Genomic DNA, 19722 nt, shown 5'->3' with positions numbered 1-19722 from the left:
ATCTGCCCTGCGGCCCCCAGCACAGAGTGGCTGCAACAGGCCTGCCTGCCGCTGGCCGCAACGCCTGAAGAACAGGTGCCATTGCAGCAGGCGATCCAGCAACAGGCCTGGGGTCTGCTGCCGGGCTGGCATCGGCTGCCGTTGCTGCCGGGCTGGCATCGGCTGCCGTTGCTGCCGGGCCGGCTGGACCTGCATCTGGCTATTGGCGATCCCTGGCAGCTGCTGCGTGAAGCCAGCGGACACTTTGCCCATATCACCCTGTCTGCCAACCTGCTGCAGCAAGCCGATCGCTCCCAACGTGAAGGCCTGGCCGCCGGCCTGAGTGCGCTGGCGCGGCACGGTACGCTGCTGCAGCTGGATCGCGCCGATACCCCTCTCCCTGAAGACTGGCTGGCGCAGCTGCGCGCGCGCGGCTGGGAACCGGCCACCGAGCTGACTGCCGGCAGCCTGCGTTTTGCGCCGCGTTGGCGTACGGCGTCGGCACCGGCTGCGGTTCCACGCCAGGCCACCGTCATCGGTGCCGGCCTGTCTGGCAGTGCCGTGGCGCGCAGCCTGGCCGAACGCGGCTGGCAGGTTACGGTACTGGATCGGGCTGCGCGTCCGGCCGCTGGTGCTTCCGGCCTGCCGGTTGGCCTGGTGGTGCCGCACAGCTCGGCCGATGACACCCTGATATCACGCGTGATCCGTGCCGGCATCCGCAGCACGCTGCAACGCGCGCAGAAGTTGCTGCAACCCGGCGAGGACTGGGCCGCTACCGGTGTGCTGGAACACTGCGTGGATGGCAAGAGCAAGCTGCCCCGCCAATGGCTAGCCGATGCGGACGATGCCCCGGACTGGATCAGCGCAAGCCACCCCTGGGCCAGCGCCGCAACCTCCCGGCAAATCCAGGACGCCGGCCTGCCCGCCCATGCGACCGCGGTCTGGCACGACTGCGCCGCCTGGATCAAGCCCTGGCGGCTGGTGCAGGCGCAGCTGGAGCACCCGAATATCCGCTTTATTGGCAACACGGCGGTGCATGCGCTGCAACGTAGCCAGGCCGATGCACCCTGGCAGCTGCTGGACGCCGCCGGCACGCTGATCAGCGAAACGGAGTTGCTGGTGCTGACAGCCGGATTCGATTCGCGCCAGCTGCTGCAATCGCTGCAGCAAACCTTGCCGCTGAACCCCTTGCGCGGCCAGGTCGCCTGGGGTTGGCAGGATCAGGCACATGACGCCTTGCCCGCCGTGCCGGTCAACGGCAAGGGCAGTCTGGCCTGCCATATTCCGTGGCAGACATCAGCGCAGAACGGATCCATCTGGATTACCGGATCCACCTTTACCCGATCTGATAATTCACCTGATGTGCGCAAACAGGAATTTCCCGAGATCTGGCAGAAGCTGCAGCTTTTGCACCCGGCTGCAGCCGATATCCTGCACGACGATTTTGACCACGCGCGGGGTCACGGCTGGGCCGGCGTGCGTGCCACGCTGCCGGACCGCCTGCCGGCCGTTGGCGCCCTGTCGGTTCAGCCGGGAGTGTTGAAAGGCCTGCAACTGAGTTGCGGCATGGGCGCGCGCGGGCTCAGCTTGTCGGTGCTGGCGGGCGAGCTGCTGGCCGCGCAGCTGCACGACGAGCCCTGGCCACTGGAAAAGCGGCTGGCGCGCCTGCTGGCGGCCAGCCGCTGGCTGGACAAGACAAGCTGATCCGGCTTACTGGCGACCGGTCGAGCCGTAGCCACCCTCGCCGCGCGCGCTGCTGCCAGAGAACTCTTCCACCAGCGTGAATTGCGGCTGCAGCACCGGCACGATCACCATCTGCGCCACGCGCTCCATCGGCTCGATCACGAACAGTGTATCGGTGCGATTCCACAGGCTGACCATCAACTGGCCCTGGTAATCGCTATCGATCAGGCCGACCAGGTTGCCGAGCACGATGCCGTGCTTGTGCCCCAGGCCGGAACGCGGCAGCAGCATGGCGGCATAGCCGGGATCGGCCAAGTGGATCGCCATGCCGGTGGGTACCAGCTGCCAGGCGTTAGGCGCCAGCTCCAGCGGCGCATCGATGCAGGCGCGCAGGTCCAGGCCGGCGCTGCCGGGTGTGGCATAGGCCGGCATTTGCTGGTGCAGGCGGGCGTCCAGTATCTTGAGTTCGACTTGGGGTGGCATGGGCTAGCTAATGGATCAGTCAGGGCTGCTGGTCCTGCAGCAGCCAGTTGCGGATGGGCGGAATAAACATGGCAGCGATAAAACCGACCACCGGCAGCGGTTTCAGGTCATCCGGCAACACGATCAGCAGCACTACCAGCGACATCATGATCGAGGGCATGCGCGACTTGCGGCGTACCGGGCGCGGCGCTGCCGGGGGCGTAGTGGCCGCTGGGGCCGGAGGCGGGGTGACAGGCACCGGCAGGCGGGCGGGCTGTTGGCCTTGGTTGTGCTGCATGGCCCACTGCTGCAGTCGCCAGCGCCAGGAACCCAGATCGGTGTTGCCGGTCTGCCGCTGCAGGTCTTGCAGCAGCGCCCGGTTGTTGTCCTGCACCAGCTGCTGCGCATAGCGCTCGAAGTCGCCATGCGGCGGCGGCGCCCAGGGCTGGCTGGCACTGGAGCCCTGTCCGGAGGACAGCTGTTGCAACAGGGACTGGATCGGGTTGGATGCCATGACAGGAGCCAGGGGTGCCGGCTGGACAAGCGGGGGGCAATTAGGGGTAAAATAAGGGTTTGCAGCTAGTAAACTGCAACTCTTCCAGCGCCCATCATACTGCACGAGACTGCACCGGGCCTGCCTGTACCAGCCGCCCGATGCGCGCGGCACAACCCAGTTACTCATCATGAAAATCGCACAAGAAATCCGCGCCGGCAACGTGATCATGCACGGCAAAGACCCGATGGTTGTCCTGAAGACCGAATACGCCCGTGGCGGCCGCGGCGCTGCTACCGTGCGCATGAAGCTCAAGAGCCTGCTGAACAACTTCGGTACCGAAGTCGTGTTCAAGGCCGACGACAAGATGGATCACATCATCCTGGACAAGAAAGAATGCACCTACAGCTACTTCGCTGATCCGATGTACGTGTGGATGGATTCCGAGTACAACCAGTACGAAGTCGAATCCGACAACATGGGTGACGCCCTGAACTACCTGGAAGAAGGCATGGAAGCCGAAGTCGTGTTCTACGACGGCAAGGCGATCTCCGTGGAACTGCCGACCAGCGTCGAGCGTGAAATCACCTGGACCGAGCCGGGCGTCAAGGGCGACACTTCCGGCAAGGTGCTGAAGCCGGCCAAGATCGCGACCGACTTTGAAGTGTCCGTGCCGCTGTTCGTGAACCAGGGCGACCGCATCGAAATCGACACCCGCACTGGCGAGTACCGCAAGCGCGTATAAGATGACAGGTGACAGCCGTCACCTAGACATCGTGAACAAAAGGCTTCTCCGGAAGCCTTTTGTCGTTTTGGGCGCCCTGCGCGCCAGCCAAACCCTGAAAGCCGCTTTCGCATGGAACAAACTGTCAACCTGAGCCAGGAACGCCTGGCACGTGCCTGGAACGACCTGCAGACCCTGACCGACCAGGGCACGCTGCTGCATCCGGATTCGAATCGACTGGCCTTTGCCGATCCCGAATTCCTGCTGCGCAGCGAAACCCGCAGCATCCGCCTGCAGATCGAGATGCTGAAAACCGAGATGGAGCTGGACAAGCGCGAGATTGACCACACCATCGTGGTCTACGGCAGCGCCCGCCTGCCCTCGCCCGAAATGGCGACCCAGGCGCGCCAGGAAGCTGAACGCAGCGGCGACCCGGCGCTGCTGCAGCGCGCCGAGCACATGGCGCGCGGCGCCGAACACTACCAGGCGGCACGCGCCTTTGGCCGGCTGGTGGCCGAATACAGCATCGGCAAGCCGCGCGATACGCATCTGTATATCTGTACTGGCGGCGGTCCCGGCATCATGGAAGCCGCCAACCGCGGTGCCAGCGAAGCCGGCGAACCGACCATCGGCCTGAACATCACGCTGCCGCACGAGCAGTTTTCCAACCCCTACGTCACGCCGGCGCTGAACTTCAAGTTCCACTACTTTGCGCTGCGCAAGATGCATTTCATGATGCGCGCACTCGGCCTGGTGGTATTCCCCGGCGGCTTTGGCACGCTGGACGAACTGTTCGAGGTAATGACGCTGGTGCAGACGCGCAAGACCAAGTCGGTCCCGATCGTGCTGTATGGCAGCCATTACTGGAAGCGTGTGCTGAATCTGGAAGTGCTGGCCGAGGAAGGCATGATCTCGCCGGAAGACCTGCAGCTGATCAGCTACGTGGATACGCCGGAAGATGCCTGGCGCTGCATCCGCGAGTTCTACCAGCTCAATTGCGACGATGAGGGCGTGCGATCCGTCCTGCACGATGCCGGTTGCGGTGCACTGGATGAGGACGGAAAGCAACCAGGCTGATCTGCTTGCGTGTTGTTACCGGCAGCTACCTGTCGCAACCATTGGCTTACGCGAAGCATGTCAGGATGGGCGGATAGCAACAACGACAAGGAGATCGACATGAAAGCCCTGCTCTCTGCGACTTTTCTGGGCGCCCTGCTGGCTGGCTGCACCGTGGCAGTAGGCCCGGATGGTGGCTACTACGGTTCCGGCGGCCCGGCCAATTCCGGCGTCTGTCCGCCCGGCCAGGCGAAGAAGGGCAACTGCCTGCCTGGTGGCGGCTTCTGCCCGCCGGGACATCAGAAGAATGGCAAGTGCAGCGTCGGTCCGGATGGTGCCGTGATCATCATCGACTGACACCTCCACCTGCCCTGCAGCAAGGCCTGCTGCGTGCAGGCCTTGTGCTGTCAGGGCTGTTGCGATTCGCCATCCCCTGCATCGTCCTGGCCCAGCAGCGCGCTGCTCTGGTCCTGCGGCAAGGCTTCGGCCTGGCGCAGCACGCGCTGCATGGCACGATTGCGTACCTCGGCCTGGTCCAGCGTGCGCAGCACGGTCTGGGTCTGGCTCTTGACGCGCGTCAGCACCTCGCCAAACTTGCCAAATTCGGTCTTGACCGCGCCCAGCACCTGCCAGACTTCGCTGCTGCGCTGTTCCAGAGCCAGCGTGCGGAATCCCATCTGCAGCGAGTTGAGCATGGCCAGCAGCGTGGTCGGTCCGGCCAGCGTGATGCGATGCTCGCGCTGCAGGCTTTCCACCAGTCCGGGGCGACGCAACACCTCGGCATACAGGCCTTCGGACGGCAGGAACAGGATGGCGAAATCGGTGGTGTACGGCGGGCGCACATAGCGTTCGGCAATCGCGCGGGCCTCCTGGCGGATGCGGGTTTCCAGCTGGCGCGCTGCCTCATCCGCCGCCATGGCATCGGCACGCTGCTGCGCTTCGAGCAGGCGCTCGTAGTCTTCATTCGGAAACTTGGCATCGATCGGCAGCCAGACCGGCTGGCTGGCATCGCCACGGCCCGGCAGGCGAATGGCAAAGTCCACCGCATGGCGGCCTTCAGGGTGCAGCTGCACCTGGCTGGCGTACTGCTCCGGCGCAAATACCTGTTCCAGCAAGGCACCCAGCTGCGCCTCGCCGAACATGCCGCGCGTCTTCACATTGGTCAGCAGGTGCTTGAGATCGCCCACGCCCTGCGCCAGCGCCTGCATCTCGCCCAGGCCGCGCTGCACCATCTCCAGCCGCTCGGCGACCTGGCGGAAGCTCTGGTCCAGCCGCGTGTGCAGTGTGGACTGCAGTTTTTCGTCCACGGTCTGGCGCATTTCTTCCAGCTTGCGTGTATTGCCTTCCTGCAGTTGCTGCAGCTGCGCCTCCAGCGTCTGGCGCACGCCCTGCAGCTGTTCGGCGCTGGTCTGGTGCACACGATCGAGTTGCTGGCCCAGCGTTTCCAGCAGGCGCAGCTGCAGCTGGCCGAGTTGCTGCGCCATGGCATCCAACTGCTGGTGCTGGTTGCGTGCAGCTTCGGCGCCCTGTTGCAGCAGGCTGTTCTGGAAGCGTGCCAGAGCATCGCCCTGCTCCTGGCGATTGCTGCGACTGGTTTCGGCCAGCTCCTGGCGCAGTTCGCGCTCCAGCCGCTCATTGCCGTGCAGCACCAGATCGCGCAGGTCATCAAACAGGGATTCACGCATGTCATGCAGCGCCTGGCGATTCTGCAGGCGCCACAACAGCACCAGCAGCAGGATCAGGTTGAGCAGCAGCAACAGCAGGCCGGCCAGCAGGAAGGGATCGGTATCAAACATGGGCTACGAATGGGAAAACAGGGGCAGGCACAAGGGGTCATGCCAGTTGCAGATACAAGGTGTTGCAAAGCTGCAGTGGTTTTTTGCTGCAATGCACAAAAATCGCTTGATCTGTCACACAACACCCCTATAATACGAGTCATGTTGCAGCGCAACATAAAGCCGATGGAAGCTGTGGCGTCGGCGCGGGGTCTGCAAGGATTCCAGATAATCAACCGCAGTTCTTCACCTGATAGTGCATTTTTGGAGATACTACTATGCTGACCGCTGAACAAATCGCCGCCGCTCACAAAGCTAACATGGAAACCCTGTTTGGTCTGACCAACAAGGCTTTCGAAAGCGTTGAGAAGCTGATCGACCTGAACGTGAGCGCTGCCAAGGCCGCCCTGACCGACGCTGCTGAAACCACCCAGGCTGCCATGTCCGTCAAGGACGCCCAGGAACTGCTGGCTCTGCAAGCTTCCCTGTTCCAGCCCCTGGCTGAGAAGACTGCTGCTTACAGCCGTCACCTGTACGACATCACTTCCGGTACCGCTGCCGAGTTCACCAAGGTGTTCGAAGCACAAACGACCGAAGCCCAGAGCAAAGTGAACGCCGTTGTTGAAAACATGAGCAAGAACGCTCCGGCTGGTTCCGAAGCTGGCGTTGCCATGATGAAGAACGCCGTGTCTGCTGCCAACACCGCTTTCGAATCCGTGCAAAAAGCCGTGAAGCAAGCTTCCGACGTTGCTGAAGCCAACTTCAACGCCATGGCCAACACCGCCGTGAACGCTACCAAGACGGCTACTGCTTCTGCAGCTGCTGCTGCCAAGAAGCCGGTTGCCAAGTAATCAGGCTTCCGCTTCTTAACAAGAACTTCCATGCTGCGGGACTTTCGATAAAGCTACCCGCAGCCAGACACCAGTTGTCTCCTTGTGTCTCGTTCCCGGTGCAATGCCGGTAGCAGATGCAATTGGCCCCGCCTCGTGCGGGGCTTTTTTTGTCTGCGACAGCCGTCGCTGGTTTAGCGCTTCGGCTGCAGCGCGGCCCGGATCTGCGGCAGTGCCTGCTGCATGGCCGCCCGCCCCGCCTCGATGGATTTCTGGCGGTTGCTGAAATCGGCGCTCGACATGCCAGCCAGTTGTGGGCGCAGCACCACGTCGGCCTGGGTCAGCTCGAACTTGCTGATGGTCTTGCCCATGATGGTGAAGGTCTGCATCAGCACCTGCAGCTGGCCGGTGGTGGCGGCATCGCCCGGCTTGCTGCTGATGTCGATGGCAACCACCACATCGGCACCCATCTGGCGCGCATACAGCACCGGCACCGGTGCCACCAGGCCACCATCGACATAATCGCGCGTACCAATGCGCACCGGCTCGAACACGCCCGGCACGGCGCTCGAAGCGCGTACCGCCTGGCCGGTGTTGCCACTGCGGAACAGGATGCCTTCGCCAGATTGCAGGTCGGTGGCGACGATGCCGAGCCGCATCGGCATGGACTGGATGTTGCGATTGCCGACCTGCTCGTTGATGAAGCGCTCCAGCGAGACGCCACGCAGCACACCACGGTTCAGCAGCGGCAGCTGCCAGTCGGTGATCGAGGTCTGCTCCACTTTCTCGGCGGCCTGGCGCAAGGCATCACCACGCAGGCCGCTGGCATAGATGGCACCCACCACGCTGCCGGCCGAGGTGCCGACCACGATATCGGGCCGAATGCCGGCGGCATCGAGCGCCTGCAGCGCACCCACGTGGGCAAAGCCGCGCGCTGCACCGCCGCCGAGCGCCAGCGCCAATACCGGCTTGCGCGCCACGGCCGGTCTGTTCACGACCGGAGATGGCGGCTCCTTGACCACCGGATACGGCGTGGTCACGGTACACCCCGTCAGGGTCATCAGGCCGGCCAGCAGACAGCTGGCCAGCAGCTTGGTTTTTCCGGGCATGCGCGACATGCGTCCTCCTCTGTGTCTCAATATCCCGATGATGCACAGGATTCATGCACAATCATCGGCAAGGCGCAGAAAAACATGGCGGACAGCGCCCTGTCCCACTACAATCAGACATTACCTTTACGTAAACGTCAATCACAAGGAGCACAACATGGAGATCAAGGGCAAGGTTTTTATTGTCACGGGTGGCGCATCGGGCCTGGGTGAAGGCACGGCTCGCATGCTGGCAGCCGAAGGCGGCAAGGTCGTCATCGCCGACATGAATGAAGAGCGCGGCAAGGCCGTGGCGGCCGAGCTGGGCGGCGTGTTCGTCAAGGCCAACGTGGCGGACGAGGCCGATGGCCAGAAAGTGGTCGATACCGCCACCGGTCTGGGCAAGCTGGTCGGTCTGGTGAACTGCGCCGGCATCGCACCGGCCGAAAAAACCGTGGGCAAGAACGGCCCGCACAGCCTGGAACTGTTCCAGAAAGTGATCACGGTCAACCTGATCGGCTCCTTCAACATGATTCGCCTGGCCGCTACGGCCATGTGCAAGAACGACCCCGAGCCGACCGGCGAGCGCGGCGTGATGATCTCCACCGCCTCCATTGCCGGCTACGAAGGCCAGATCGGCCAGGTCGCCTACGCCTCGTCCAAGGGCGGCGTGATCGGCATGACGCTGCCGGTGGCACGTGACCTGGCGCGCAACGGCGTGCGCAACATGACGATTGCCCCGGGCATCATGGGCACGCCCATGCTGTTCGGCATGCCGCAGGAAGTGCAGGATTCTCTGGCTGCCAGCGTACCCTTCCCGAGCCGTCTGGGCCGCCCGGATGACTACGCCAAGCTGGTCAAGCACATCCTAGACAACGACATGCTCAACGGCGAAGTGATCCGCCTGGACGGCGCCATCCGCATGGGCATGCGCTGATCCGTCGCCCTGCCCTGTGCGGACACTGGTAACAAGTGTCCGCAAGCGTAAGCCAGCCCCAGCCTTGTGCCCGGGCTGGCTTTCTCTTGTTACAGGCACATACACCGGCAACCGGTGCCGGGCGCACAATGCGCGAAGAGTCACATCCGTCCAGTCCTGGACGACAGAACAAGGAGAGTCCCATGACAAACCGCCTCACGCACAAGATCCTGCTGGCTGCAGGCATCGGCATGGGCAGCCTGCTGGCTGCCACGGGTGCCCAGGCCCAGACCACCGTCACGGTGAACCCCTGGTACAACAACATCACCGTCGGTGCCCCGCTGACGCACGGCGTCTATGGCCAGATCGTGCTGGGTGACAGCCGCGTCAGCCCGCCGGTCTACTACAACGATCCGCGCATCATCACGCGTACCGGCTATATCAACCAGCCGGTCTATCTGTATGTGCCAGATGCGCATCGCAAGGACTGGAAACGTTACTGCAAGGACTACAAGAGCTGCAACCGCCCGGTGTATTTCGTCAACGCGAATTCCCCGCGCGCCAAGGCGCTGAAAAAGAACAACGGCAATGCCTATGGCCATTACGGCAAAGGCAAGTACTACAACGGCAATGCCAACCTGGATCCGCGCGGCCAGCCGGTGCGCCTGAAAGATCGCGATGATGATCGCCGCTGGCACCGCGATGACGACAAGCGCCGCTGGGATCGCCGCGATGGCGAGCGCGGCCACCAGGGCAAGGGCAACAACGGCAAGGGGAATGGCAAGGGACGCGACTGAGCGCGCTGACAGCCCCCAATGACAACGGCCATGCAGTGATGACTGCATGGCCGTTGCCTTATCGAGGCTACCGCAGTAGCCGCAAGATCAGGGTTTAGCGCAGATCGGGCAGCTTGTAGTCGCCCAGCAAGTCGCGGACCTTGTTCTTCAGCATCTTGCCGGTAGAGCCGAGCGGGATCTCGTCGACAAACACCACGTCATCCGGCGTCTGCCACTTGGCGATCTTGCCATCGTAGAACGCCAGCAGCTCTTCGCGCGTGGCCTGCTGGCCCGGCTTGAGTGCCACCACCACCACCGGACGCTCGTCCCACTTGGGGTGCGGCATGCCGACGCAGGCGGCCATGGCCACGGCCGGGTGACCCATGGCGATGTTCTCGATATCGATGGAACTGATCCACTCGCCGCCAGACTTGATCACGTCCTTGCTGCGGTCGGTGATCTGCATATAGCCATCGGCATCGATGGTGGCCACGTCGCCGGTGTGGAACCAGCCGTCTTCGCTCAGGGCGCTCTCTTCGAAACCGAAGTAGCGGTCCACCACCCAGTTGCCGCGTGCCATCAGGTTGCCATAGGCGACCCCATCATGCGGACGTGCCTGGCCTTCGGCATCGACGATCTTGAGCTCGACGCCAAACATCGGGCGGCCCTGCTTGGCCAGCAGGCGCTTCTGCTCGGCCAGCGGCAACTGGTCGTGCTTGGCCTTGAGCGTGCTCAGCGCGCCCAGCGGTGACAGCTCGGTCATGCCCCAGGCGTGGATCACGGTAACACCCATCTGCTCGAAGGCATCGATCATGGCCGGCGGGCAGGCCGAACCGCCAATCACGGTGCGCTTGAAGTGCGTAAATTCCAGCTTGTTCATCTGCACGTGCATCAGCAGCATCTGCCAGATCGTCGGCACGCCGGCGGCAAATGTCACCTTTTCGGAATCGATCAACTCATACAGCGACTTGCCATCGAGATTGGGGCCGGGGAACACCACCTTGCAGCCAATCATGGCCATGCTGTAGGGCGTGCCCCAGGCATTGACGTGGAACATCGGCACCACCGGCATCGCCGCGTCGCGCGCGCTCAGGCACATGGCGTCGGGCATGACGGCGGCGTAGGCGTGCAGGATGTTGGAGCGGTGGGAGTACAGCGCGCCCTTGGGATTGCCCGTGGTGCCGCTGGTGTAGCACAGGCCGGCCGCGGTGTTCTCGTCAAACGTGGGCCAGTCGTAGGTGGTGTTGCGATGGCGGATCAGGCTTTCGTAGCTGGCCAGGCCGGGAATGCCATGGTCAGCCGGCAGGTGTTCGTCATCACACAGCATGACCCAGTGCTTCACGCCCGGGCACAGCGGGCGGATCTGCTGCGCCAGGTGCAGGAAGTTGATCTCGAAGAACAGGGCCTCATCGCCGGCGTCGTTGACGATCCAGGCCATCTGCTCATGGTGCAGGCGCGGGTTGATGGTGTGCACCACGCGGCCAGTACCGCTGACACCGTAGTACAGCTCCAGGTGGCGGTAACCGTTCCAGGCCAGCGTACCCACGCGGGCATCACTACTGAGGCCCAGGGCGTCCAGCGCATTCGCCAGCTGGCGCGAGCGCGATGCCGCATCGGCCCAGGTGTAGCGGTGGATATCACCTTCCACGCGGCGCGACACGATCTCGGTATCGCTGTGGTTGGCGGCAGCAAACTCGATCAGGGACGAAATCAGCAGTTGCTGAACCTGCATCTGGCCTAGCATGGGCAATCTCCTTGTGTGTAGTAATGATGTAGCGATAGCTATCCTGTTCCATTATGCCGTATTTGCCTTGGGGACAATCCCGTCTGGCACAAGGAAATTGCAGTCTGCCGCACAATGCGGCCATGCAAGCCGATTCCCGTTCCCTCCCGCACGAACCGCAGTGGCAGCCCGGCCTGGCCGCCCTGGGCGATGCCTTTGTCAGCAAGCTGCCACCGGTGCCGGTGCCCGATCCGCGCTGGGTCGCACACAGCCCGCAGGCGATTGCCGACCTGGGCCTGAATCCAGCCTGGCTGCAGGGCGAGCAGGCGCTGCAGCTGTTCAGCGGCAATGCCCTGCCTTCCGGCAGCCAGACCTGGGCCAGCGTCTACAGCGGCCACCAGTTTGGCGTCTGGGCCGGCCAGCTCGGCGATGGCCGTGCGCTCACGCTGGGCGCGCTGCCGGATGCCCAGGGCCAGCTGCAGGAAATCCAGCTCAAGGGCAGCGGCCTCACGCCCTACTCGCGCCGCGGCGATGGCCGTGCCGTGCTGCGTTCCTCGATCCGCGAGTTCATCGCCTCCGAAGCCATGCAAGCGCTGGGTATCCCGACCTCGCGCGCACTCTGCCTGAGCGCCTCGCCACTGCCGGTCTACCGCGAACGCGTGGAACAGGCTGCCATCGTCACGCGCTTTGCCCCCAGCTTTGTGCGCTTTGGCCATTTCGAGCACTTTGCCGCGCGCCAGATGGATGCCGAACTGCGGCAGCTGGCCGATTACGTGATCGATACCTTCTATCCGGAATGCCGCCAGGCAGCCGGATCGCCCTATGCCGCGCTGCTCCAGGAAGTCACGCGCCGCACCGCCACCCTGCTGGCCGACTGGCAGGCGATCGGCTTCTGCCACGGCGTGATGAACACCGACAACATGAGCATCCTCGGCCTGACGATCGACTACGGCCCCTACCAGTTCATGGACGGCTTCGATGCCAACCATATCTGCAACCACAGCGACAGCCATGGCCGCTACGCCTACGGGCAGCAGCCCGATGTCGCGCTGTGGAACCTGTACGCGCTCGGCCAGGCGCTACTGCCGCTGATTGGCGAGGTGGACCAGGCCAAGCAGGCGCTGGACGGTTTTGCACAACAGCATGCCGATGCCCTGGCGCAGCGCATGGCCGCCAAGCTGGGCCTGCAGGCCGATGCACCGGTGCGCGATCTGGGCCAGCAGCTGCAGCAGCTGATGCAGGCCGGCCGCATCGATGTCACCGCTTTCTGGCGTCGGCTCTCGCTGGCAGTGCACGGCGGTGCCGGCCAGTTCGATGCCGTGCTGGCGCTGACGCCTGACCGTGCCGGCCTGCAAGCCTGGCTGGACAGCTACCAGACCCTGCTGCAACAGCACGCCCTGCCCGACGCCGGCCAGCAGATGCTGCGCAGCAACCCGGCCGTGGTGCCGCGCAATCACCTGTGCCAGCTCGCCATCGAACGCGCCGAACAAGGCGACGACCAGGGCGTGCGCGACCTGCTCGAAGCCTGCACCCACCCTTATGAGACGCGCTGGGATGGCAGCGCCTATGCCGAACCGGCGCCGGACTGGGCCAGCCAGCTCTCCATCAGCTGCTCGTCCTGAGCGGCTCCGTCTGACACATTCACATCGCCATTTGTCCTACACTGGCACAAACCATCACGAAGGAGGCAACCATGGATTTCCCCGTCAAGAAAACCCCGATCGAATGGGAAGCAGTACTCGCCAGCAAGAACGCCGAACCGGTCGCCTACCAGGTCACGCGTGAAGCCGCCACCGAACACGCCTTTACCGGTGTCTACGCCGACCACTATGCCGAAGGCGTCTACCGCTGCATCTGCTGCGACCAGCCGCTATTCGCCAGCCAGACCAAGTTCGATGCCGGCTGTGGCTGGCCGAGCTACTACCAGCCGATCAGCGCTGATGCCGTGGTCAGCCGCCGCGACACCAGCCATGGCATGATCCGCGAGGAAGTGCTGTGCAGCAACTGCGGCTCGCATCTGGGCCATGTCTTCCCCGATGGCCCGGCGCCCACCGGCGACCGTTTCTGCATCAACTCGGCCTCGCTCGATTTCGTGCCGGCCGAGCCCGACGATACTGATCCGGACTACCATCCGTAACCCTTTTGTCTGCAGGATGATCCCTGAATCAGGGAGAATAGTGGTTTGGCCGCTGCATGCGGCCGCTTTTGCGCACCGCCCATGAGACAACTGCTGGACTTCATCCCGATCATCCTGTTCTTTGCCGCCTACAAGCTGGGCGACATCTATACGGCCACCGCCGTGCTGATGGCTGCCACCGTGGTGCAGATGGCCATCCTCTACGCCATGGACCGCCAGCTCAACACCATGCAGAAAGCGACACTGGCGCTGATCCTGGTGTTTGGTGCACTCACGCTGATCCTGCGCGATGACCGTTTCATCAAGTGGAAGCCCACCGTGCTCTACGCCGCCATGGCCATCGCCCTGGCGGTCGCGCTGTGGGGCATGCGCAAGAACGTGCTGCAGATCCTGCTCGGCTCGCAGATGGTGCTGCCGCAGCCGGTCTGGCATCGCCTGACAATTGCCTGGATCGGCTACTGCCTGTTCATGGCCGCCATCAACGGCCTCGTCGCGCACTACTTCACCACTGCCCAATGGGTCGATTTCAAGCTCTGGGGCTATGTCTTCCCGATCCTGTTCGTAATCGGACAGGGCCTGTACATTGCCCGCCACTGGAAGGACAAGGAACCCTCATGAACACCGCCGCCATTCCAACCGCCGACCTGCTGCAACACAAGCTGGAGCAGGCCCTGCAACCCACGCGCCTGGAAGTGATTGACGAATCCGGCAACCATGCCGGCCACGCCGGTGCCAACGGCCTCGGCTACGGCACCCATTTCCGCGTGCGCATCGCTGCCCCGGTGTTCACCGGCAAGACGCGCGTGGCCTGCCACCGCCTTGTGTATGATGCACTGCAACAAGAAATCGAGGCAGGCCTGCACGCGCTCGCCATCGACATCCTGAAAGACTGATTCCCTTTCCCCCGAGCACTCCATGATCAAGAAAAAAGTCCTGTATTCCCTGACCGGCATCGCACTGGCCGTGACCGCTACTGCCGTGCTGGCGCAGAACATCGCCATCGTCAATGGCAAGCCGGTGCCGATCGCCAAGTTCGAAGGCGTGATGAACCTGGTGCGCGCCGAAGCCGCCCGCAGCGGCCAGCCGATTCCGCCCGAAATGGAAGCCAACGTGCGCAAGCAGCTGATCGAGGATGCCGCGCTGATACAGGCAGCCGAGCAGCGTGGCCTGAACCTGACGCCTGAATTCGCCACCCGCATGCAAAGTGCGCGTGACGCCATCCTGGTCAACCTGCTGGCCGAAGACCACCTGAAGCAGCATCCGGTGACCGATGCCGAGATCAAGGCCGAATACGACCGTGCCGTCGGCGACCAGCAGGAATACCGCTCGCACCACATCCTGCTCGAGACTGAGGAAGAAGCGAATGCCGTGCTGGCCGAACTGGCCAAGGGCGCCAACTTCGAAACCCTGGCACGCAGCAAGTCCAAGGACATGGGCTCGGCCGTACTCGGTGGCGACCTGGACTGGGCGCCGGCAGCGGCCTACGTGCCCGAGTTCTCGGCCGCCCTGCAGGCACTGAAGAAAGGCGAAGTCAGCAAGCCGGTGAAGACCCAGTTTGGCTACCACATCATCCGCCAGGACGATGCGCGTCCGGCACAGAACATCCCGCCGTTCGAGCAGGTCAAGGCCATGCTGGCCGAGAAGCTGCAGCAGGACAAGGTCGAAGCCATGCAGCAAGACCTGATCAGCAAGGCACGCATCCAGTAAACGCGCGCCAGCACTGGTATTTTCCGGGCGAACCGCTACCATGGCGGTTCGCCCTTTGACATTTTTTCCGCACCCGATTCTGCCATGCTCCCGCACCAGATTGAACTGCTCAGCCCCGCCCGCGACGCCGACATCGGCATCGAGGCCATCCGCCACGGCGCCGATGCCGTCTATATCGGCGGGCCAGCCTATGGTGCGCGCGTCAACGCCGCCAACAGCGTGCAGGACATTGCGCGACTGGCCGAGTTTGCCCACCGCTACCATGCCCGCATCTTCGTCACGCAGAACACCATCCTGCGCGATGATGAGCTGGAGCCGGTGCGCCGGCAGATCTGGCAGCTCTACGAGGCCGGTATCGATGCCCTGATCATCCAGGACATGGGCCTGCTGCAGATCGACCTGCCGCCGATCCAGCTGCATGCCAGCACGCAGACCGATATCCGCACGCCGGAAAAGGCACGCTTCCTGCAGGACGTCGGCTTCAGCCAGATCGTGCTGGCGCGCGAACTCGATCTGGAGCAGATCGCCGCCATCCGCGCCGCTACCGACCCGGTGCGCTGCAATCTGGAGCACTTCATCCACGGCGCACTGTGCGTGGCCTACAGCGGCCAGTGCTATATCAGCCATGCCAGCACCGGTCGCAGCGCCAACCGTGGTGACTGCAGCCAGGCCTGCCGCCTGCCCTGGCAAGTCACCGACAGCCAGAACCGCATCGTCGCCAAGGACAAGCACGTGCTGTCCATGAAGGACAACGACCAGAGCGCCAACCTGGAAGCGCTGATCGACGCCGGCATCCGCAGCTTCAAGATCGAGGGCCGCTACAAGGACATGGGCTATGTGAAGAACATCACCGCCCACTACCGCAGCCTGCTCGATGCGATCCTGGAACAGCGCCCCGAACTGGCGCCGGGCAGCAGCGGCCAGTGCAGCTTCGGCTTCACGCCCGATCCGGCGCAGAACTTCAACCGCGGCAGCACCGACTACTTCACCCATGGCCGCCAGCAGACCATCGGCGCCTTTGACAGCCCGAAAAACCCGGGCCGCCCGATTGGCTACGTGCGCAAGGTCAACCCCGACAGCGTGGACCTGATCACCGACGACACCGCCAGCGTGCTGCACAACGGCGATGGCTTGTGCTACCACGACCTGCGCAACAACCTGGTTGGCCTGCAGATCAACCGTGCCGAGCCATTGGGCCAGGCCGGCCACTGGCGCGTCTTCCCCAAGGATCCGATCACCAGCCTGCGTGACCTGCGCGCCGACACCATCATCAACCGCAACCGTGACATGGACTGGGTGCGCACGCTGGAGCGCCCGAGCGCCGAGCGTCGCATCGCCGTCTGGATCCGGCTGGAAGATACGGATGACGGCGTGCAGCTGCAGCTGATTGATGCCGAAGGCCATGCCGGCAGCGCCACGTTGGCCTGCAGCAAGGAGCCGGCACGCGATTTGGCCCGTGGCCAGCAGGCACTCGAAGAGCATCTGGCCAAACTCGGCGCCACCTGCTACCAGGCCGTATCGGTCGATGTGGCCACGGCCCAGCCCTGGTTCATCCCGGCCTCCCAGCTGAATGCGTTGCGTCGCGCCGCCATCGAGGCACTCGACGAAGCGCGCCTGCAGGGCTACGAGCGCCCGCAACGCGCCACACCAGTCGAGCCACCGGCTCAGTTCCCGGAAGACACCCTGACCTATCTGGCCAACGTCTTCAACCACCAGGCGCGTGATTTTTATGCCAGGCATGGCGTGCAGGTGATTGCCTCAGCCTACGAAGCGCACGAGGAAGAAGGCGAAGTGCCGCTCATGATCACCAAGCACTGCGTGCGCTACTCGCTCAGCATGTGCCCGAAGCAAGCCAAGGGCGTGAAAGGCGTGCAAGGCCAGGTGCGCGCCGAACCGCTCACCATCACGCACGAAGACGAGACCTATACGCTCAAGTTCGACTGCAAGCCTTGCGAGATGCACGTCATGGGCAAGCTGCAGCCGCACATCAAGAAGCGTGGCGTGGTACCGGCCGCAGACCGCGCGACGATGGAAGTGCCAGTCCAGTTCTACCGGACGCAGGGTTGAGGCGAGCTGTCTGGCGGGGCTGCACCTTGGGCAACGTACGCAGGATGATGCCGCGGTACAGCAACTGCGCTGTCCGGCCAGCCGGTTAGTCAGCTGCCACGGCTTCGTCTGCCCTGCTTGCGAGAAAACGGCATTTCAGCTTTCGGCTTGCCTGCCTCAAGTCTGCTGGACGGCTGCTTCGGCCAGTTGCTGCAGCACGGCGCGCAGCTTCAGGCCCACCGGGCTGTCGGCCGCGCCATGGCGCTGCGCGATCCAGACCGGATCGTTGTAGCCCAGCCATACCTGCCCTGCTTCGTCTTCCCAGACCAGGATCTTCAACGGCAGATCGATAGCAGCAGTCTGCGCGCTGACCATCAGTGGCGTACCGCCCATGGCATTGCCAACAATGAACAGCTCGGTCGGTCGCAGCGCCAACCCAGCCGCCTCCGCACCCGCTGCATGGTCGATGCGCGCAAACACCGTCAGGCCGCGCTCCCGGACCAGCGATTCGACCCGGTCGGCGGTTTGCCGGGCAGAGAGCGGGCTGGGTCGCTGGACCAGTCCGTCAATGGTCGTGTGCACTGGATGGCTCATAAGCGTGACTCCTGAAAGGCAGGGATGGGGATAGGGAAGCTGATCCAGCCTAACACAAGCCTTGCCAGCCTTAAGATGACAGGCAACAGGAAATCACGATGCCCGCCTCCCAATTCACCATTCCCTGGCTAGACCCGCACCAGCCCTTCCCGCCTCCCGCGCAGGCGCTGGACGACAACACCCCTTTTCCCGGCCTGCTCGCTGCCGGCGGCATGCTCGATGCCGATACGCTGGAGCAGGCCTACGCCCATGGCATCTTCCCCTGGTATAGCGACGACCAGCCGATCCTCTGGTGGAGCACCGACCCGCGCATGGTGCTGCGACCCGGGAACTTCCGCCTGCACAAGTCGCTGCGCAAGACGCTGCAACGCTTCATACAGACACCCGGCTGCGAGATCCGTATCGACAGCTGCTTTGACGAGGTGATGCTGGCCTGCGCCGGTCCGCGCAGCGACCAGGGCGGCACCTGGATCACCGACGATATCCGCGCTGCCTATGGCGAACTGCATGCACGCGGCCTGGCGCACAGCGTGGAAACCTGGATCGATGGCCGGCTGGTGGGCGGTCTCTACGGCGTGGCGCTGGGCCGCGCCGTGTATGGCGAAAGCATGTTTACGCGCGTGCCCGATGCCAGCAAGATCGCCTTGGCGGCGCTGGTCGGCCTGTGCCTGCGCCATGGCGTGGAGATGATCGACTGCCAGCAGGAAACACCGCATCTGGCCAGTCTGGGTGCCAGCCCGATCCCGCGGGCAGACTTTATCCGCTCCATCCGGCGCCAGCAACAGCTGCCGGCCATGCATTGGCAGTCGGAACGGCATGATTGGCAGTTACTTGGCCTCAATATTGATGAATATCATGTAGATACATCAGATATGTGATGTCATGGGTCACATGATATGACAAGCGCCGGGCTTGCACCTCATGTTTTACATGAAGTCGCGTATATCTTGTAATATCAATAACTTGGAAGGTATTCTTCGCGTAGCACAGGTTCTCATACCTGCCAGTCCACCGGCGCCTGTCCATGCTGCTGCAACCAGGCATTTGCCTTCGAAAAATGCCCGCAACCAAAGAAGCCGCGGTAGGCCGACAGCGGTGAGGGATGCGGCGCCTTGAGTACCAGATGGCGCTGCCGGTCTATCATGGCGCCCTTGCGCTGCGCATGGCTACCCCAGAGCAGGAACACCAGTCCGTCACGCCCCTGGTTCAGCTGCTCCACCACGCGGTCGGTAAACGTCTCCCATCCCCAGCTCGCATGGGAATGCGCCTGTCCAGCCTGTACCGTCAGCACGGTGTTCAGCAGCAACACGCCCTGCTCGGCCCAGTGCTGCAGAAAGCCGTGCTGCGGCATGACAAAGCCGGGAATATCGTTCACCAGCTCCTTGTAGATGTTTTGCAGCGATGGTGGAACGCCAATGCCGGGCTTGACCGAAAACGCCAGCCCGTGCGCCTGACCTGGCCCGTGGTAGGGATCCTGCCCCAGGATCACCACCTTCACGGACTCGAACGGCGTCAGCGAAAACGCGCTGAACACCTCATCAGTCGGCGGATAAATGGTGGCACCCTGCTGCCGCGCCTGGCGCACGCGCGCCCACAAATCAGTGAAATACGGCTGCTGTTTTTCTGCGCCAATGGCGTCGGTCCAGGTATGCACAACGAATCTCCTATGCAGGGACTATTCTTGCGCCAGCATCATACGTCATGGAAAACCTGATTACCACCAATCCATGACA

General features: G+C 63.4%; 21 protein-coding genes. 14 read left to right on the top strand and 7 right to left on the bottom strand.

Features of this window, described 5'->3' with window-relative positions; translation table 11 throughout:
- The first annotated feature begins 75 nt into the window (after positions 1 to 75).
- Positions 76 to 1683 carry an FAD-dependent 5-carboxymethylaminomethyl-2-thiouridine(34) oxidoreductase MnmC gene (mnmC, locus tag ACI3EV_RS06250; protein ID WP_337691062.1) on the top strand — a complete coding sequence of 536 codons (1608 nt, stop codon included), beginning with the start codon at positions 76 to 78 and terminating at the stop codon, positions 1681 to 1683.
- A 6-nt stretch (positions 1684 to 1689) separates the two neighbouring features.
- On the opposite strand, the gene dut is transcribed toward mnmC, so the two are convergent.
- Entirely contained in the window at positions 1690 to 2145 is a 456-nt protein-coding gene (gene dut / locus ACI3EV_RS06245) for a dUTP diphosphatase (RefSeq protein WP_337691060.1), read from the bottom strand.
- A 19-nt stretch (positions 2146 to 2164) separates the two neighbouring features.
- Positions 2165 to 2638, bottom strand: coding sequence for a hypothetical protein (locus tag ACI3EV_RS06240; protein WP_329771708.1), 474 nt, complete (start codon positions 2636 to 2638; stop codon positions 2165 to 2167).
- A gap of 169 nt (positions 2639 to 2807) precedes the next feature.
- Here ACI3EV_RS06240 and efp point away from each other — a divergent pair, with 169 nt between their 5' ends.
- The 3 genes from efp (at position 2808) to ACI3EV_RS06225 (ending at position 4754) form a co-directional block, all read left to right on the top strand.
- A complete protein-coding gene (gene efp, locus ACI3EV_RS06235) occupies positions 2808 to 3362 on the top strand; it encodes an elongation factor P (protein WP_329771709.1) in 555 nt (184 codons plus the stop codon).
- Between the two features lie 111 nt (positions 3363 to 3473).
- Positions 3474 to 4418, top strand: coding sequence for a TIGR00730 family Rossman fold protein (locus ACI3EV_RS06230; protein WP_337691057.1), 945 nt, complete (start codon positions 3474 to 3476; stop codon positions 4416 to 4418).
- Between the two features lie 99 nt (positions 4419 to 4517).
- Positions 4518 to 4754 carry a hypothetical protein gene (locus tag ACI3EV_RS06225; RefSeq protein WP_329771712.1) on the top strand — a complete coding sequence of 79 codons (237 nt, stop codon included), beginning with the start codon at positions 4518 to 4520 and terminating at the stop codon, positions 4752 to 4754.
- Positions 4755 to 4804: 50 nt separating this feature from the next.
- On the opposite strand, the gene ACI3EV_RS06220 is transcribed toward ACI3EV_RS06225, so the two are convergent.
- A complete protein-coding gene (locus tag ACI3EV_RS06220) occupies positions 4805 to 6193 on the bottom strand; it encodes a DNA recombination protein RmuC (protein ID WP_337691054.1) in 1389 nt (462 codons plus the stop codon).
- 257 nt (positions 6194 to 6450) lie between these two features.
- Between ACI3EV_RS06220 and ACI3EV_RS06215 the strand changes: the two genes are divergently transcribed.
- Positions 6451 to 7023: a phasin family protein gene (locus ACI3EV_RS06215; RefSeq protein WP_329771715.1), complete on the top strand. Its 573-nt coding sequence runs from the start codon at positions 6451 to 6453 to the stop codon at positions 7021 to 7023.
- Between the two features lie 173 nt (positions 7024 to 7196).
- Here the strand turns inward: ACI3EV_RS06215 and ACI3EV_RS06210 are convergent, their stop codons facing one another.
- On the bottom strand, positions 7197 to 8120 hold the full coding sequence (locus tag ACI3EV_RS06210) for a patatin-like phospholipase family protein (protein WP_337691052.1): 924 nt from the start codon (positions 8118 to 8120) through the stop codon (positions 7197 to 7199).
- A 148-nt stretch (positions 8121 to 8268) separates the two neighbouring features.
- Between ACI3EV_RS06210 and ACI3EV_RS06205 the strand changes: the two genes are divergently transcribed.
- A complete protein-coding gene (locus ACI3EV_RS06205) occupies positions 8269 to 9027 on the top strand; it encodes a 3-hydroxyacyl-CoA dehydrogenase (protein WP_329771717.1) in 759 nt (252 codons plus the stop codon).
- Between the two features lie 182 nt (positions 9028 to 9209).
- Positions 9210 to 9803, top strand: coding sequence for a hypothetical protein (locus tag ACI3EV_RS06200; RefSeq protein ID WP_337691050.1), 594 nt, complete (start codon positions 9210 to 9212; stop codon positions 9801 to 9803).
- 94 nt (positions 9804 to 9897) lie between these two features.
- Here the strand turns inward: ACI3EV_RS06200 and ACI3EV_RS06195 are convergent, their stop codons facing one another.
- Positions 9898 to 11526: a 3-(methylthio)propionyl-CoA ligase gene (locus ACI3EV_RS06195; RefSeq protein ID WP_337691049.1), complete on the bottom strand. Its 1629-nt coding sequence runs from the start codon at positions 11524 to 11526 to the stop codon at positions 9898 to 9900.
- 122 nt (positions 11527 to 11648) lie between these two features.
- Here ACI3EV_RS06195 and ACI3EV_RS06190 point away from each other — a divergent pair, with 122 nt between their 5' ends.
- The 6 genes from ACI3EV_RS06190 to ACI3EV_RS06165 all read left to right on the top strand — a co-directional run bounded on the left by ACI3EV_RS06190 (position 11649) and on the right by ACI3EV_RS06165 (position 17416).
- A complete protein-coding gene (locus ACI3EV_RS06190) occupies positions 11649 to 13127 on the top strand; it encodes a protein adenylyltransferase SelO family protein (RefSeq protein ID WP_337691048.1) in 1479 nt (492 codons plus the stop codon).
- A gap of 71 nt (positions 13128 to 13198) precedes the next feature.
- On the top strand, positions 13199 to 13642 hold the full coding sequence (gene msrB / locus ACI3EV_RS06185) for a peptide-methionine (R)-S-oxide reductase MsrB (protein WP_329771722.1): 444 nt from the start codon (positions 13199 to 13201) through the stop codon (positions 13640 to 13642).
- Between the two features lie 81 nt (positions 13643 to 13723).
- Entirely contained in the window at positions 13724 to 14260 is a 537-nt protein-coding gene (locus ACI3EV_RS06180) for a septation protein A (RefSeq protein WP_329771724.1), read from the top strand.
- Positions 14257 to 14535: a BolA family protein gene (locus tag ACI3EV_RS06175; protein WP_329771725.1), complete on the top strand. Its 279-nt coding sequence runs from the start codon at positions 14257 to 14259 to the stop codon at positions 14533 to 14535. The genes ACI3EV_RS06180 and ACI3EV_RS06175 overlap by 4 nt, the downstream gene beginning before the upstream one ends.
- Positions 14536 to 14557: 22 nt before the next feature.
- On the top strand, positions 14558 to 15349 hold the full coding sequence (locus ACI3EV_RS06170; protein WP_337691045.1) for a peptidylprolyl isomerase: 792 nt from the start codon (positions 14558 to 14560) through the stop codon (positions 15347 to 15349).
- An 84-nt stretch (positions 15350 to 15433) separates the two neighbouring features.
- Entirely contained in the window at positions 15434 to 17416 is a 1983-nt protein-coding gene (locus ACI3EV_RS06165; RefSeq protein ID WP_329771728.1) for a U32 family peptidase, read from the top strand.
- A gap of 156 nt (positions 17417 to 17572) precedes the next feature.
- Here ACI3EV_RS06165 and ACI3EV_RS06160 read toward each other — a convergent pair whose 3' ends face one another.
- Positions 17573 to 17989: a DUF302 domain-containing protein gene (locus tag ACI3EV_RS06160; protein WP_329771730.1), complete on the bottom strand. Its 417-nt coding sequence runs from the start codon at positions 17987 to 17989 to the stop codon at positions 17573 to 17575.
- 98 nt (positions 17990 to 18087) lie between these two features.
- Here ACI3EV_RS06160 and aat point away from each other — a divergent pair, with 98 nt between their 5' ends.
- The gene (aat, locus tag ACI3EV_RS06155) at positions 18088 to 18867 is read left to right on the top strand and encodes a leucyl/phenylalanyl-tRNA--protein transferase (protein ID WP_337691042.1); all 780 of its coding nucleotides are present in this window, start codon (positions 18088 to 18090) and stop codon (positions 18865 to 18867) included.
- Positions 18868 to 18983: 116 nt separating this feature from the next.
- On the opposite strand, the gene ung is transcribed toward aat, so the two are convergent.
- Entirely contained in the window at positions 18984 to 19643 is a 660-nt protein-coding gene (ung, locus tag ACI3EV_RS06150; RefSeq protein ID WP_337691040.1) for a uracil-DNA glycosylase, read from the bottom strand.
- Positions 19644 to 19722: the final 79 nt, after the last annotated feature.

Source organism: Allobrachymonas wangyanguii, assembly GCF_045055315.1.
GTDB lineage: Bacteria > Pseudomonadota > Gammaproteobacteria > Burkholderiales > Burkholderiaceae_C > Brachymonas > Brachymonas wangyanguii.
This window is presented reverse-complemented; position numbering and strand designations above follow the sequence as displayed.